Origin of the sequence: Mariniphaga anaerophila (assembly GCF_900129025.1) — a bacterium.
GTDB classification, from domain to species: domain Bacteria; phylum Bacteroidota; class Bacteroidia; order Bacteroidales; family Prolixibacteraceae; genus Mariniphaga; species Mariniphaga anaerophila.
Map to the genome: position 1 here is coordinate 33,747 of NZ_FQUM01000007.1, position 16,262 is coordinate 50,008.

At 43.1% G+C, this 16,262-nt stretch carries 13 protein-coding genes; 1 reads left to right on the top strand and 12 read right to left on the bottom strand.

Annotation, left to right across the window (positions count from 1 at the left end; all coding sequences use genetic code 11):
- The first annotated feature begins 9 nt into the window (after positions 1-9).
- Positions 10-336 carry a DUF3467 domain-containing protein gene (locus tag BUB08_RS14635; protein WP_073002657.1) on the top strand — a complete coding sequence of 109 codons (327 nt, stop codon included), beginning with the start codon at positions 10-12 and terminating at the stop codon, positions 334-336.
- A gap of 74 nt (positions 337-410) precedes the next feature.
- Here the strand turns inward: BUB08_RS14635 and cysK are convergent, their stop codons facing one another.
- The 12 genes from cysK to BUB08_RS14695 form a co-directional block, all read right to left on the bottom strand.
- Positions 411-1,322, bottom strand: a complete 912-nt coding sequence (gene cysK, locus BUB08_RS14640; protein ID WP_073002658.1) for a cysteine synthase A — start codon at positions 1,320-1,322, stop codon at positions 411-413.
- 227 nt (positions 1,323-1,549) lie between these two features.
- Positions 1,550-2,884, bottom strand: coding sequence for an ABC transporter permease (locus BUB08_RS14645; RefSeq protein ID WP_073002659.1), 1,335 nt, complete (start codon positions 2,882-2,884; stop codon positions 1,550-1,552).
- 3 nt (positions 2,885-2,887) lie between these two features.
- Positions 2,888-3,817, bottom strand: a complete 930-nt coding sequence (locus tag BUB08_RS14650) for an ABC transporter ATP-binding protein (RefSeq protein WP_073002660.1) — start codon at positions 3,815-3,817, stop codon at positions 2,888-2,890.
- Positions 3,818-4,136: 319 nt separating this feature from the next.
- The gene (locus BUB08_RS14655; RefSeq protein WP_073002661.1) at positions 4,137-4,703 is read right to left on the bottom strand and encodes a c-type cytochrome; all 567 of its coding nucleotides are present in this window, start codon (positions 4,701-4,703) and stop codon (positions 4,137-4,139) included.
- The gene (locus BUB08_RS14660) at positions 4,690-5,883 is read right to left on the bottom strand and encodes a hypothetical protein (RefSeq protein ID WP_073002662.1); all 1,194 of its coding nucleotides are present in this window, start codon (positions 5,881-5,883) and stop codon (positions 4,690-4,692) included. Before BUB08_RS14660 ends, BUB08_RS14655 begins: the two co-directional genes overlap by 14 nt.
- Positions 5,880-6,401, bottom strand: coding sequence for a DUF3341 domain-containing protein (locus BUB08_RS14665; RefSeq protein ID WP_073002663.1), 522 nt, complete (start codon positions 6,399-6,401; stop codon positions 5,880-5,882). Before BUB08_RS14665 ends, BUB08_RS14660 begins: the two co-directional genes overlap by 4 nt.
- Positions 6,402-6,403: 2 nt before the next feature.
- The gene (nrfD, locus tag BUB08_RS14670) at positions 6,404-7,798 is read right to left on the bottom strand and encodes an NrfD/PsrC family molybdoenzyme membrane anchor subunit (protein ID WP_073002664.1); all 1,395 of its coding nucleotides are present in this window, start codon (positions 7,796-7,798) and stop codon (positions 6,404-6,406) included.
- Between the two features lie 10 nt (positions 7,799-7,808).
- On the bottom strand, positions 7,809-10,748 hold the full coding sequence (locus BUB08_RS14675; RefSeq protein WP_073002665.1) for a 4Fe-4S dicluster domain-containing protein: 2,940 nt from the start codon (positions 10,746-10,748) through the stop codon (positions 7,809-7,811).
- Positions 10,749-10,784: 36 nt separating this feature from the next.
- The gene (locus tag BUB08_RS14680) at positions 10,785-11,945 is read right to left on the bottom strand and encodes a cytochrome c3 family protein (protein WP_073002666.1); all 1,161 of its coding nucleotides are present in this window, start codon (positions 11,943-11,945) and stop codon (positions 10,785-10,787) included.
- A gap of 112 nt (positions 11,946-12,057) precedes the next feature.
- Entirely contained in the window at positions 12,058-13,179 is a 1,122-nt protein-coding gene (locus BUB08_RS14685; RefSeq protein ID WP_073002667.1) for an AI-2E family transporter, read from the bottom strand.
- Positions 13,180-13,254: 75 nt separating this feature from the next.
- The gene (locus BUB08_RS14690) at positions 13,255-14,823 is read right to left on the bottom strand and encodes an asparagine synthase-related protein (protein WP_073002668.1); all 1,569 of its coding nucleotides are present in this window, start codon (positions 14,821-14,823) and stop codon (positions 13,255-13,257) included.
- Positions 14,808-16,157, bottom strand: coding sequence for an oligosaccharide flippase family protein (locus tag BUB08_RS14695; protein ID WP_217651628.1), 1,350 nt, complete (start codon positions 16,155-16,157; stop codon positions 14,808-14,810). The genes BUB08_RS14690 and BUB08_RS14695 overlap by 16 nt, the downstream gene beginning before the upstream one ends.
- Positions 16,158-16,262 lie beyond the last annotated feature (105 nt).

Sequence of the window (16,262 nt, forward strand, 5' to 3'; positions counted from 1 at the left end):
CTGATAAACATGGATGATAAAAAACAAAAACAACAACAGTTGAATATTGAATTGAGTGAAGAAGTTGCACAGGGTATTTACTCAAACCTTGCAATTATTACTCATTCCAGTTCTGAATTTGTAGTTGATTTTGTTCGGATAATGCCCGGAATTCCTAAGGCAAATGTGAAATCAAGAGTAATTCTTACTCCTGAACATGCCAAACGGTTATTGCTTGCTTTGCAAGACAATATTAAAAAGTTTGAGGCTATTAACGGGCCAATCAAGAATGTAAAACCGGGTTCCGACCCGGGAATACCCCCCATGGGATTTGGAGGGCCGACGGCTCAGGCGTAAACAAAATTATAACAAACGAAAAAGAGGGATCAGGTGTCTGATTCCTCTTTTCGTTTTATAGCCGAATAATGTTTTTAGAACAATCCTTCAACTGAAAGATAGCGCTCGCCAAGGTCGTATGCAAAGGTTAAAATGCGGGAGCCTTTCGGAATTTCTTTAATTTTTTTAGCGACAGCTGCCAGCGAGGCACCCGACGAGATTCCCACAAGCATGCCTTCGAGTTTAGCTGCTTTTTGGGCGTATTCAAATGCTTCCTCCTTTGTAACAGATATTGTTCCGTCTAACAGTTCGGTTTTGAGGTTGTCGGGAATAAAACCAGCTCCAATTCCCTGTATCTGATGCGGCCCCGGTTGCCCGCCGCTAATTACGGGGCTGTCTGACGGTTCAACGGCAAATACCTGCATCTTGGGAAACTCCTTTTTTAGCACTTCGGCAACACCGCTGATATGGCCGCCTGTTCCTACGCCTGTAATCAGGTAATCTATCCCCTGCGGAAAATCATTTAGGATTTCTATTGCCGTATTTTTCCGGTGGGCATCAATGTTGGCCGGGTTAGAAAACTGAAACGGTATCCATGCATTTTGGATTTCTTTGGCCAGTTCTTCTGCTTTAGCAATTGACCCTTTCATGCCTGTTCCTTTGGGCGTTAATACCAGTTCAGCGCCAAGTGCATGCAGCACCTGCCTCCGTTCGAGCGACATCGACTCGGGCATGGTTAATATCAATCGGTATCCTTTAGCCGCAGCAACCAGCGCCAGTCCAATGCCGGTATTTCCGGAAGTCGGCTCAATTATAACAGAACCTTCGGTCAAAATGCCTTTCTTTTCTGCATCTTCTACCATTGAAAGGGCAACACGGTCTTTGATGCTCCCTCCCGGGTTGGTTTTCTCCAGCTTAACCCAAACTTCGAAATCGTCGGGGTAAAGGTGGTTTACTTTTACATGTGGTGTATTTCCAATGGTTTGCAGAATGTTTTGTACTTTCATAACGAGTTAATTTTAAAAACGGTTAAAAAAAAGGCTCTCCTGGATATCCCGGAAAGCCTTATACTGTAAAATAAAATTTATCTGATTTTTTTAACAACACACGCCTTCTCGGGATAGATTACCCCAACAACAAACAAATATGTGGCATGTCATGTTTCTCATATTGTGATGCAAGTTAAGCAAAAATCAATAAATCAGACTGAAAAGTATGTATTATTTGAATAAATTTAATTTTTGTACCGTAACCATTTAATCAACTCTTTCAGATTTACTTTTTTGCCATACATGAGCAGTCCTGTTTTATAAATTTTGGCAGCTACCCATATTGCACCAACAGTTGTCAGAATAAGCAAAAACATTGAAAGCAGCAGTTCCCACACCGGCACTCCGTATGGCACACGTGCAAGCATTGCTACGGGCGATGTAAGCGGGATAATAGAGCCCCAAAAAGCAATTGGGCCTTCGGGATTTCGGGCAATGGGGAACAGCAGCATAATGGAAAGAATAAGCGGAAAAGTAATGGGAAACACCATTTGCTGGGAATCTTCATCGTTATCAACAGCAGCACCCACAGCTCCGAGCAACGAGCTATACATCAGGTAACCGGCCAGGAAATAAAAAACAAAAGCGAACAAAATAAGCGGAATGTTCAGGTTGTTGATGAGCCCAATGATTTCGGTAACCTGACTCTCTCCGGCCGAAATGTTGGCTCCCATGGTTTGCTGGCTCTCCATGAGGCTCTGTCCCATTTGCTGTGCAGATTCAGGGCTGAAGAAGCTTTGCGCAATTGTGAGGCCTACTATGCCAACCAGCACCCAAATTGCTACCTGGGTAAGTCCAACCAGCGCCGTCCCGATTATTTTGCCGGCCATAAGCTGAAACGGTTTTACCGATGATATAATTACCTCAACAATTCTGTTCTTTTTTTCTTCCATAACGCTGCGCATAACCATGGAGCCGTACATGAAAACAAAGAAATAGATGATGAATCCCATGGCGTAACTGGTAATAAATGCTACTTCAGAAGAGCTTTTTTTCGCCTCCCCGGTTTCTGAAACTTTAAGCGTATTCAGCTTTACCGATGTTCGCGTTGATGAAAGCTGTTCTTCCAGATTGGGAATTCCCGTTTCTGCAATTATTTTTTGGCGCTTGTCATTTTCGATAAACCGGCTCAGCCTCCGTTCAACCTGCTGAATAAGATCCATCGGTAACTGCTTTTCCGAAATCATTTGAGCGGAGTTGTTCGAGTAAATATTTTCAGGGATGTAAAGCAGGGCGTAAAATTCCGATTCTTTTATATTCGATTTTAAACGCTCGTACTCGTCTTTCGGAATAAAATGGTACCTGGTGTACCCTTCCTGTTCTAACGCGCCCAGAAAAAGCGTTGATTCATCGTAGACGGCAATTGTTCGTTCCTGCTTGTCGTTATTTACCGACAGAAAAATAATGAGGGCGAACATGCCGACAAAAAGTAGCGGAACGAGCAGGGTAAGAACAATGAATGATTTCTTTTTTACCCTTTTTAAATATTCCTGCTGAAGTATAAGTATTGTTTTATTCATTGTTTACTTGTTTAAGTTGTTGGATTCCTGAACTGCTTTAATAAATACATCGTTCATACTCGGAATAATCTCTTCAAATGAAAGAATTTCGGCAGCCGGCATCAGGGCTTTTAGCAACTCGTTATTTGAATTCCCGTTCAGATACTGCACCTGTAGCCGGTTTGCTTTGTCCGATTCTGTGTGCTCTAGTACTTCGAAATTAGTTCCCAGCGCATTGTTAACTTCGCTGAAGTCTCCTTTGTATGTTATTTCAAAAATGTTCGATTTATACTTCTGACGTATTTCGTCGGTAGGACCGTCAACTATTTTTTTTGATTTGTTTATGAGCGCAATATGGTCGCAAAGCTCTTCAACCGAACCCATGTTGTGTGTGGAGAAAATAATTGTTGACCCTTCTTCTTTTAGCTGAAGAATCTCCCTTTTCAGCAGGTTGGCATTAATAGGGTCGAATCCACTGAACGGTTCATCAAAAATCAGGAGCTTTGGTTTGTGAACTACCGTGGTAACAAACTGTACTTTTTGCTGCATCCCTTTCGACAGTTCTTCCACTTTTTTATTCCACCAACCGCCCATTTCAAAACGTTCAAACCAGTGTTTCAGGTTCTGAATGGCATCTTTCCTGCTCATCCCTTTTAACTGAGCCAGGTAAATGGCCTGTTCGCCCACTTTCATTTTTTTGTAAAGGCCGCGTTCTTCGGGAAGATAGCCAATATGAGCAACATCAGACTGTCGCATTTTTCTGCCGTCCAGAAGAAGTTCTCCTTCGTCAGGCGCGGTAATCTGATTGATAATACGAATCAACGTGGTTTTCCCTGCTCCGTTTGGCCCAAGCAATCCGAATATGGTTTGCTCCTTTACCGAAATGCTCACGTCCGATAAAGCCCGGGTGGTCGAGAATACTTTGGTTACATTATTTGCACTGAAAAATTCCATTCTAATTTTTTTTAATGGGTATGAGTTAGCAACTGCAAATTACAGGTTTATTCTTAATTTGCAGGAAAAATAATCGCGTTTATCCCCAAAAATAATAATATGGTTTTTCTTCGTCAGCGCAATATTACAACCACTTTTAACTCTGTTTTAAATCGTTTTTTTTGCGAAGAGCGCAAAGTTTTCAAGCCTGAAAAACTTTATTCAGGAAAACATAGTCAACCAGCCCCAGTATCCAGAAAAATAGAAATCGCTATCCAAATTGTTTGTCAGTTGCAATTTTAATATCGTATAAATGCTTGATTTTGTGTGGAGATATTGACTACTCGATTGGCTGCGCTTGCAAGTGGCGGATGTAGTTGACCAACTGCCACGTGTCGTCAACAGATAACTGCGGTCCGTGGGCGCCCATCACACCAAACCCGATTCTGATGTTATGAAATAATTGTCCGTCGGTTTTCTCCATGGCCCGCTCGGCATGATAATTTGCCGGGGGAATCGGGTATTTCCCGCTGGTGAAAAGGTGCCCTTTGCCATCACCTTTTTCTCCATGGCAAACAATGCAGTATTGTTCGTATTTAAGTTGCGCACGTTCACGATTAAAATCATTTGCCACGGGATTTGTTAACGAGGCAGCTTTAAGCTCATCTTCAGGGGTTCTGACAAAACCGAAAGCATGTTCGTGAATTGCAACTGTCCCTTCCACAGGCCCGGTCATTGTTTTTCCTTCAGGGAGATTCGGGTTTTCGCTCCACGTTTCGTAGGCCTGCGAATGTTCCATGTCGTTAAAGAAACTCCAGCCGGGCTCGTTGCGGTTGTTATCGCATGACGAGAAAAGTATAACTATCCCGAAAAATCCAATCCAGTGTATTATGCTAAATGTTTTCATAACTCGAACTTTCAATAAAATAAGGATGATTGGCCGGCACCGGCTTCGCTTTTTCGAAAAACGTAAAAAACAGCGCCATAAAAGCAGCCAGGTAGAAAAGTGGTAATCCGATTTCCAGCAACCCGATGGACGTATTTTCGTGTCCTACTGCTCCCGGCATAATGGCCAGGTACAAATCGAGGTAGTGCCCGAATAATACAATTATGGCCACAATGGCGAGGTAAAGCGGCTGGCGTTTTGCTCCGCGGGTCATCAGTGCCAAAAATGGAAAAAGGAAATTGACAATAACATTTACATAGAATAACGTCCCGAAATTTTTTGTGCGTTCAACAAAATAGATTGTTTCCTCCGGAATGTTACTGTACCAAATGAGCAGGAACTGGCTCAACCACAAATAGGCCCAAAAAATGCTGAATCCGAAAAGGTATTTTCCCAGATCGTGCAAGTGTTCTGAATTCACATTTGGGAGAATGCCGAAGTGTTTGAACGCAGCTGCAATTATAATTATTACTGCCAGCGCCGAAACAAACATACCCGAGAAAATATACCATCCGTAAAGTGTACTGAACCAGTGAGCGTCGATTGACATGAGCCAGTCCCAGGCAGCGGTGGAACTGGTTATGGCAAAGAAAACAATAAACCACCCGGAAGTGGCACGTAAGCGGGCAAGGTATTTTTCCTGCGGCTCGAAATCATTTTTAACCGACATCTTACGCAAATAGATGGCAAAGAAACTCCACAATGCAAAGTAAAACGCAAAGCGAAGCATCCAGAACGGAAGGTTAAGATAACCTGTCTTCTTTTGCAAAAGGTCGTCGAGATGCTCTGTGTGTGTCCATTCAAACAGATCTTTCAGCCCTGGAAAAGCAGCAATAAAAAAGATGATTGCGAAAGGAATCGTCAGTCCCATTGATTCCATAATTCGCTGAATATTGATTTGCCAGGTAGATTCGCCCAATGTATTCACCGTCCAGAAGAAGAGTGCACCTAATCCTAAAAACACAAACATAAGCGCATTCATCCACAAATTAGCCCAAATGCGTTCGGATGGCAGTTGCTGAAAAAAAACAGCAATAAGAAGCGCAATTAGACCAATGCCGGCAGCAATGCCTAAATATATTTTTAGCTTATTCCCGAATTTGAATGGAACAGGTTCCGGTATATTTTGTTTTTCCATCATGTTGTTGCGTTTACTTGTTTTACATCAATTGCTCCGGCAGCTTCCAATGCTTCAGCCAGCTCAATTTCAGAAAGGTTATTGTTTTTGGCTGCAAGAATTACCTGAAAATGATCGTTGGTAACGTCATCATCTAAAATATTCGGAATTTTTCCGGGCCCCAGGTTAGAGCGCAAAAGGAAAGCAATTCCCATGGCAAATGCAGCAAAAAGAACAGTTAGCTCAAATGTTACCGGGATAAAAGAAGGAATTGACAAGTAGGGTTTCCCCCCGAAGTTAAGCGGCCATCCTTTTGTAAAAACCCATATCTGGAAAAGCAATCCCAGCGAGCCTCCAATTAGTCCGGCAGCAAAAGCAATTTTGGGCAGATGGGAACGCGGGTATTTTAGTGCCGTGTCCAACCCGTGAACAGGAAAAGGAGTGCGCACGTCGGCAATATGTATTTTTTTGTTTTTGAGTTCTTTTACTGCATTCAGTAAATCGAGCTCATCGGTAAAATGTCCGTAAACTATTGCTCCCATAATTACTGTTTTTCAGGTTTTTGTTTTTGCGTTGGTTTTCCCAGAAATTTACGTGCAGAAGAGCGCGCAACCGATTTTACCTCTGCAATGGCAATTACCGGGAATACCCTGATGAAAATGAAGAACAGCGTAAAAAATAAGCCGAAAGTTCCCAGGTAAATAGCTACTTCCACAAAAGTCGGTTTGTACATCGACCAGCTGGAAGGGAGGTAGTCGCGATGCAATGAAGTAACCACAATAACAAAACGTTCAAACCACATTCCGATGTTAATGAATATCGATAAAATGAACGTGAAAGTAAGGTTCCTGCGCAGTTTTTTTATCCAGAGTAATTGCGGGGAAATTACGTTGCAGGTCATCATAATCCAATACGCCCATGCATACGGGCCAAGAGCCCTGTTCATGAACGCGTACCGTTCATATTCCACACCACTGTACCATGCCATAAAAAGTTCTGTGATGTACGCAATTCCTACAATAGAACCGGTTGCAATAATTACTTTATTCATTGATTCAACGTGCCCCACTGTAATGTACTGCTGAAGGTTCAGTGCCCGTCGGGTTACAATCATCAGGGTAAGCACCATGGCGAAACCTGAGAACACTGCTCCCGATACAAAATAGGGTGGAAATATGGTGGTGTGCCAGCCGGGAATTACAGAAGTGGCAAAGTCGAAACTAACAATGGTGTGTACCGAAAGTACAAGAGGGGCAGCCAGTCCGGCCAGAATGAGGCTCATCGATTCGTGGCGTTGCCAGTGGCGTGCCGAGCCCTGCCATCCAAAACTCAGAAAGTTGTATACTTTTTTCTTCCATAATGTTTTCATCCGGTCGCGTATGGTTCCCAGGTCAGGAATAAGCCCCATGTACCAGAACAGAAGCGAAACCAGCAGGTAGGTAGAAATAGCGAAAACGTCCCATAACAACGGAGAGTTAAAGTTTACCCATAATTCTCTGGTGTTTGGATAGGGAAAAATGAAGAACCCCAGAGGCAGTCGTCCCATGTGGATGAGGGGAAACAGCCCGGCGCACATAACTGCGAAAATGGTCATTGCTTCTGCTGCGCGGTTAATACTGGTACGCCATTTTTGCCGAAACAGCAGCAAAATAGCGGAAATGAAGGTTCCGGCATGTCCGATACCTACCCACCAAACAAAGTTGGTAATACTCCATCCCCAGCCGATAGTCCGGTTAACACCCCAGGTTCCAATTCCGAACCATATCGTGTAGCCAATCATGGCAAACCCTACTAGCATCAGAATTGAAGATATGGTCAACCCTGCAAACCATAGTTTTCCAGGTTTGGCTTTGATGGGAGCCATAACATCATTGGTAATGTCACTGTAACTTTTTTCTCCGTTAATTAGTGGCTCTCTTACCGGTGAAACGTGCATCATGTGGTTAGTTTTAGCTTTTATTCCTAATTTTTGTCAAATATCCTACGCTTGGTAAAGTATGTAGTTCTTCAAGTAAATGGTAGTTTCTTGGGTCCTCCATCATTTTTGAAACTTTGCTGTTCGGGTCATTCAAGTCTCCAAAAACAATGGCGTCGGCCGGGCATGCCTGTTGACAAGCCGGTTGCAGTTCTCCATCCAGCAACTGGCGCCCTTCATTTTTTGCAGTAAGTTTTTTCTCCTGAATGCGCTGAACGCAGAACGAACACTTTTCGATTACGCCTTTTGCCCTGACTGTCACATCCGGGTTGTGGCGCATCCTGCTCAGGTCAACGGTCATGTTGGCCGGGTCGTATCGGTTGTTCGGAATGGCATCTGCGCCGGTGTAATCCATCCAGTTGAAACGGCGTACTTTGTAGGGGCAGTTGTTGTTGCAGTACCTTGTTCCGATACAGCGGTTGTATGCCATTTGGTTCAGCCCCTCGCTGGAATGGTTGGTGGCAGCTACCGGGCAAACATTTTCGCACGGAGCATTGTCGCAATGCTGGCACATAACCGGTTGCCTTACCACTTCCGGATTTTCTTCGTCGCCATTGTAATAACGGTCGATTCTTATCCAGTGCATTTCGTGTGCCCGGGCGGTTTCTTTTTTTCCTACTACCGGAATATTGTTTTCTGTATTGCATGCCAGAACGCATGCGCTGCATCCAATACATTTATTCAGGTCGATGGCCATTCCCCACTTGTGCCCTTTGTACTCGTGTTTCTGGTACAACGTGGTGTGGTGGTGTTTTATTTGTTCGTGCAGCTCGTTTCCTGCTGCCGGGTTTTCCTTCCATTTGTCCAGTGTCGATTCACGAACAATCGGACGGCCTTCCATCGACTGGTGCCCCTGCACCAACGCCATTTGCTCGAATCCACCTGTTTTTGTGATGTCGAATCCGGAAACGGCAAATTGCCTGAATCCATTTTCAACTGTCGCCAGCGGATAGGCGTTAACTCCTGTTATTAATTCTTCAGGAATACCTTTTATCCGGCCGTAACCGAGAGCGATGCTGATGGTTTTATCTGCCTGCCCGGGTTGCACAAACGCCGGAATAGTGAGTGTGCCGAGCTGAATAACATCCCCGTTTTTGATGCCCATTTGCCGGGCAACCGCAGGCGATATGGAAGCGTAATTGTCCCAGGCAATCCGGGTAACCGGATCGGGAACTTCCTGCAGCCATGGATTTAACGGCCCGTGGCCGGTTCCTATGTTAATGTTTTCGAACAATTCTACCGTAAAATCTTCCGTAGGTTTTTCGTTGCTTATTTGTTGGAGCGATTTTTCAACTTCATTTTGATTGTACCCGACTGACACCGGATTTGAGCTTGTTACAAATTCTCCTCTTTTCAGCATTTCAATCCAAAAACGTTCCGGATCGTTTTGTTCTGTTTGCTTTGGAAAATAGCTCGCAGCCCAATTGCTTTTTATGGTATCGCGCCAGTTTGTGTCATCTTTGAGCCATGTCAGAACCGTTTCCTGCGCCTGACGCGAATCGAACAGCTTGTGCAGTGTCGGTTGTAAAATGGAAACAACTCCGTCTTTATATTCCGCATCATCCCAGCATTCCAGATACCCGGGAGATGGAAGAATGTATTCGCAAAGCGCTGTTGTTTCATCGGGCAAAGAACTTAAGGCAACCGAAAGTGGCGCTTTTTCAATAGCCGCTTTTATTTTTTCAGATTCCGGATGATTGTACACCGGATTAACATCCCAAACAACTACTGCCCCCGGATTTGAATTCAGCAGTTTTTCGATGCCTTTTTCATTTCCCCGGTAATGGTTGTATGTGCGTTCAAACTGAATGGTACGTCCTACGTTGCCAAGCATTTGGTTGATGCTGTTTACTATCACCTGATAGTCGGGGTTGTTGTCTCCGCAAATCACCAGCGAGTTTCCTTCATTGGCAAGTAAATCGTTTATTGCCAAATCGAGTTTTTCTGCGACAGCTTGCGGGGGAGCTGGCAGTTCGGTTGCCGGAACTCCTTTTTTTGCGGCCAGCTTGTTGCGCAGGTACGCTAAAATGCGACCGTAATCATTCCGTTCAGCACGAATACGTAGGTCGGCGTTGGAACCGGTTAACGACATGCCTGCTTCTATCTGGTAGTGTTTGTTTAAATTTCCATCTCCGTTATGCAAATCACGGCGTTTGGCATATTGCCCTGAAAATTCTACAGGAGAAAGCCAAGTCCCCAAAAAGTCGCATCCCACAGAAACAATGCAATCCGCTTTTTCAAAATGGTATTCGGGAATGGCATCTGTTCCGAAAGATTTTCTGTTGGCTTCGCGGTATCCGTCCATGGGAATGGCGTCGTACTGGTGCCACTCGGCATTGTATGCTGCCACAAATTCACTAATGAGCTTCTTTGTTGACGGGCTTATTATGGTTGGCGTAAACAGTAAAATTGGTTGCCCTGAATCAGCCAGTTGGCGAAGCCTTTCCATTATTTCGCTGTCGGCTGCTTCCCATTGAATGCTTTCACCGTTTTTTAGAGGGTGTTGGTACCGGTTGATGTTGTACACATCGAGCACAGAAGCCTGCACTCGGCCGCTGGTTCCGTTGGGCGTTATTACCGATTTCGGGTTGGGCTCCAGTTTGATGGGCCGGTTATCGCGTACTTTTACCAGAACATTCCCAAATTCGTTTTGGTTGAAATACGACGACGCGTAATACGCAGCTTTCCCCGGAGTGATTTCATCGGGTTTGATGAAATAGGGAATAGCCTTTTCTACAGGCCTTTTGCACGAAGCAATCAGTGCCGCTGAGGCTGTTCCTAATCCCAGAACTTTCAGGAAATTTCTTCTCGACGAAGGGCTGATTACTTCCTCACGGCCTTTGGGCATCCGTGCGTCTTTTATTGGCTCAAATTCTTCCAGAATATGCCAGTATTTGTTCTCTTCGCTCATCATTTATATTTTGAACCGTGACAGAATTAACTCATTAAATTAATAGTGACATTTGGCACAATCGTTGGCTCCAATATCGGCAGCAACAATGGAATCCTTTTTCCCGCTTGCCAACTCTTTGTGCAGAGCTTCGAATGTTTTGTAATATTCGTTGTCAACAAAATCGACCTGTGTTTCGCGGTGGCACTCCAGGCACCAACCCATGGAAAGATCGTTTTCCTGTTTAACAATGTGCATTTCTTCCACTGCCCCATGGCATTGGGTACAATCAAGTTTTCCGGCGCCAACATGCTGGGCATGCGAAAAGAAAACGTGGTCGGGCAGCTTATGAATCCGTACCCATTCTACCGAGCGCCCTTGTTCGTGTGCCTGAACAAGTTTGTCGATTTCGAATCGTCCCGAGTGCGTTCCTTCGCGCACCACAATGTGGCAGTTCATGCATAATTCGGTGGAAGGAATATTTGCTGTTTTCGACTCTGTTGCTGTGTGGTGGCAGTACATACAATCAATTTGGTTGTCGGTAGCGTGTACTTTATGCGAGAATTTTATGGGTTGGTCGGGTTGGTATTCCTGGCTTCTGCCAAGTTTTACCGCTTCTTCGTACAACATGCCAAGCTGGTAGCCGAATGCTCCGATAAATACGAGGGCTGGAATGAATTTGTATTTTACCTTTTTGAAGAAAATAAGGTCGAGCAATGCCCAGGTAATCAGAATGCCCAGAAGCAGAAACAGCAGAAGGCGATTAATACTCGGCTTTGGTATTCCCGGGCCGGTAATTGCCAGTTGATCGAGGTAAACTTTTATGGTTTGAATATCTGCATCGCTGATGTCGAAATTCTGATGAGCCGCTGTCATCACTTTGCCTGACGGTTCCATAATTACCTGTCGGAAAGAAGCCGAATCCTTCCCTGCATATTTCAATGCAATATCCATGGCAGATGGATTCCAGTTAAGTGTATCTGTTGCTGTTAAATTATGACAGGAAACGCACGATTGGTGTTTGCTTTCGAAAGGTAAAAGTCCCATAAAAAAACGTTTCCCCCGGTTGATGTCTTCTTTGGAGTGTCCTCCTGAAATAACCGTTTGGGATGTTTCGGCAAATGTTAAAGCGGGATAGGAAATAGAACAGAAAAAAGCAAAAATGAAAATAGTAAATCGGATTAAAAGCGTGCATCCGGCAGGCTCAAAATTTTTTTTCATTCTGATCAGTTTAGTATGATAACAATTAAGCTTGTTTTTTTTAGTTATAAGACCTAACAAAATTCAACTTTAAAGGTTTCTGATATTTTGAAAATTTTTTTGTGATTCGGTTTTATTCTTCTTTTTCGAGGTTTTCTGTAAGTTTTCGTACCAATTTCATATTTACAAAAAACTCTTTGGCAACTACGCGTACAATTGTATAAGCGGGAATTGCCAAAAACATTCCCAGTACTCCGGCCAAACTTCCTGCTGCAATAATTACAAGAAATATTTCGAGCGGATGCGCTTTTACACTGCTTGAGTAAATAAGGGGTTGAAACAGTACGTTATCAATTACCTGAACAGAAATAAATACAATGGTCATTAAGCCGAGAAGCGGAAGAGTTTCTGCCACAAAATCGGCATGAATATTCAGCGCCGCACCAATGAGCAGCCCCAAAGCTGCTCCCATCCACGGGCCGAGGTACGGTATAACATTAAAAAGTCCGCAGAAAAATCCAATGATTACGGCGTGGTTGAAGCTTAATCCGACCAACGAAAGGCCCACGGTATCGAGAAGCATAACCATGAAGACTTCAAGGATGATTCCGACAAAATACCTTCTCAGCAGGTACGAAATTGAATCGAGAATATGGGAAACTTTGCTTTCAATTTCTGTGGGAACAAGTAGCAAAATGCTTTCGCGAGCCATGCTTTTTTCCTTCAAAAAGAAGAATGTAATAAAGGAAACCGAGAAAAAACCGATTAATAGTTCTCCGATTGTCCCGGCCACAGAAGCAAAAAAATTAGGGAGCTGAGAAAAATTAATCTTTGCAGTGAGCTGTTCAACCACTATGTCGTAAAAGCTTTTGTCTTCTACCAGCATCGGGTCGTTGCCCGATATTCTCATCAATTTCATTACGGGTTCTTCAATGGAATTGAAAAATGCTTTGAGGTCGATTTCCGACAGCGTTTCCAGTTCCTTAACCAGTAGCGGAATAATAAAGCGAAAGAATGAGATGAAAATGAACCAAATGGCGACTAACGTAATAAAAGCTGCAATGCCTTTGGATATCCTGAACTTTTTGTATTCTACCATAGACAACCACCTGACCAGCGGTCTGCCAATAAACGACAAAACCAGCGATATCAGTATATAGGTAACAATAGCGCTGAAATACCAAAGCAGGAAAATCAGGAAAATTCCTCCGGCAATCAGGAGAACATTGCGTGCCCAGCCTTTTAGTTGTACCATTTGATTGGTTTTTAACAAATATAACTGAAAAATGGGAACTATTGCAACGTCATTCCCACGCGAAATTAATTCCCGCTAACAGGGCTGTTTTTTTTTGAGAAGCTGTAAATACCATTGCATAATATAACTGTTGTAGGCGTTGGGCCTCAGCGGGTGTTTGTATTTGAACGACTTTTCTGAATCCATTAAAGCTTGCGTTATTTCCCGGTAAAAAATGGGGTCTTCCATGGTGTAGTACCATTTTTTTAAAAAGTATGGTGCAACTTTTAATGCGCGTTTTTTTATTGTTCCGTTTTGGCGCGCGTAGGCATCCGCTGGTTTCAAATCGAAATCAACACCGTGTGTTTTGAAAAATGAGTTTTCCAGCGTTTTGTTGTATAGTTTTGTGCCAAGCTTCTGTTCAAATGGAATTTTATGTGAAAACCGCACCAGCTCCGAATCAAAAAAAGGCAGTAAATAGTCAACTCCAAAAAACGGGAAAACAAGTGAAGAGTTGCAAATAAATTTGCTTTGTCGTTCCAGGTAATCCCATTTTTCAAAAGCCTGCCAGGGCCTAATGTTTTTGTCATTGAAAAAATTGTCGGCAATGCTTTTTTTAATAAGGTTTTCATCTGTTTTCCGATGAGGGTAAGTTGAGCCGTAGCCAGAAAATATTTTTGAAATAATGCATTCTACATCACCTTTTTGCATGTTGTTGTCGAGGTGGCTGCCCATAATAAAATCGCCCGAGTGCCCCGGAAGAGCCACCGTCTGAGAATCGATAATTTTGTTGTTCTTTAAAAATTGAACGGCAAAATAATCCTGCAAAAAAGGCATGGACGACAAATGCCCGGCGTATTTAATATAACGTTCGAATTGTTCTGACGCCGTAAAGTTGTTAATGGTTTTGTTGTTGTATTCAATAAAAGTATGCTTGTATCCCAGTTGCCGGGCCACCTTTTGTGCAGTAGGATATTCAGAAATATTTTTTCTTCCCCATGTGGCACATACTACATTGTTGTGCCCATATTCTTTTAACAAACAAGCAATAAGGCGCGAGTCGTACCCACGGGTGAGCGGCAAAAGCACCTGCTTGTTTTTAAGGTGTTCGTAATATTTGCTGAAAGAACTTAACAGAACATGCTGTAAATCTTTTTCCTGAACATTTTTTTCAATGTTTGCGCGGGTTGAAAAAAGCTTCCGGGAGTCTTTTCCCTGTTTCCCAAAACGAATGCATTCTCCGGGCATTACCTGAAAAATGTTTTTGAATAAAGTCGTTCCGGGCGGGGTAAAACCAAATGTCAGAAAATACATTTCAGAAAATACGTCCAATTCAGGCACCTCTCCGTTTAAAAAAGACAGGTAAGGTGCATCGCTCAGAATTACTTTCCCGTTTTGCAGCATGTAAAAAAGGGGAAAACTACAGGTGTTGTTGCAGAACACCCATTTCTCTTCTTCCTTTTTTATTGCAATGGAAAACTGCCCGTTAAGTTGTTCAGCAAAACTTTTAAACTGCTCAAATGAATTTGTGTTGGCGTCTACCCGGGTTAAAAAGGCTTCGCCCGAAATGTAGTTTTCGTTTTCCCATATAAAACCGGTAACAGCTATTTTTTGGTTTGTTGTCCAGTTGAACTTGGTAAATCTGTCGTTTAATTCAATACCCATAGTTTTATCAGAATTAACGGGAAAACGGTTATTACAGTCGCTTTTGCAACAAACAGTGCCATGTCAGCTATTTTTACGCCGGCCAGTTTCATGCTCCATGCTCCCAAAGCAGCAAAGAAAACAAAACCGGTGAGGCTGTACAAACCGATGGCCCAAACAATGTCATGAAATACAAAGCCGCCAATTGCCAGGCTCACTATTCTTGTTACCAGTAAAATGATGTTGTAGTTCATTGAGAACTTCTGTTTCTCAAAAATAATAAGAACTGATGACAGCGGAGAACTCAGCATTACAAGAAAAAGCCAGGGCGAAAGCAGTTGTGCCAGGTATCCCGAAAATTCCCATTCGCTGCCAAACAATACCCCGAAAATTTCGGCGCCCCACAATCCCAAAATCGTAAAAGGGAAAATTCCCATCCAGAATTGCTTTTTAAATAGCGAAAAAGTAAGTGCACTTAATTCGTTTAAATTATTTTTTAGCGACTGGGCTTTTTGAATGTAAACCCTGGAAATGGAAATACTAACCAGCTGAATTGGCACACTAATGTAGCGGTGCGAAAACGAATACAATCCCAGCATGGTTTCTCCGAAAAATGGTTTTACCATAAAAACCGGGAGCTGGCTGCTGATGAAATTGAAAAATTCGGAAGCAACCGAGTATTTCGGAAAGTTGATATACCGTCTGGCCAGTTCCTTTTCTTTGGTTGAAAAACGCACAGGTTTAAACCCGGACGACTCGGGCAGCCTTTGCGAGTACCATACATAAATGAATAGTTGCGAGCAAACAGCTCCGAGAAATAGTCCTAAAACAGGGAATACAAAAAGAGCACATTGCAAAATTCCGGTGATTACCGCTCTGATAACTTCCAGTATTGAAAGCGTTTTAAAACTTTTGCGTGCAATAAGAATGTTTCGGATAAGCTGCACTGCCCCCAGGGAAAAAGAGTAAAACGGAATTAACAGTAGCATGATAATCCGTCCAAAGTCGGAAATTCTAAATATGAGAATGTAGAGCAACAAAACTGCCAGTGCAACAAGATTAACGGCTGTGTTAATTTTCTGGGAAAGCCAAAAAATGTGTTTTCGTTCATCAGGCGATTCTGCCAGAAACAATGCACTTTCGTATTTTCCCGTTGCAACAATTGATATTGCAGAGGCAATGGTGAGGTACAAAACAAAAATCCCAAAGTTCTCGGGCGTGTAAATGCGTACTATTATCAATGCGAAAAGCGCAGGGAACAACCTGGCAAAAAACATCCCGGAAAAGAGTTTGAGAATGTCCCGGTAGAAATCACTTTTTATCAGATTTTTTATTGAGTTACGAATTCCTGGCATGTTCATGATTGATAATCCGAAGTAAAAATAGAAAATTGCGCCGCACAATGGGGAAAATTGAAACTGATTTAATTCTTATTTTTGCAAAAATACCAATCTAAATAA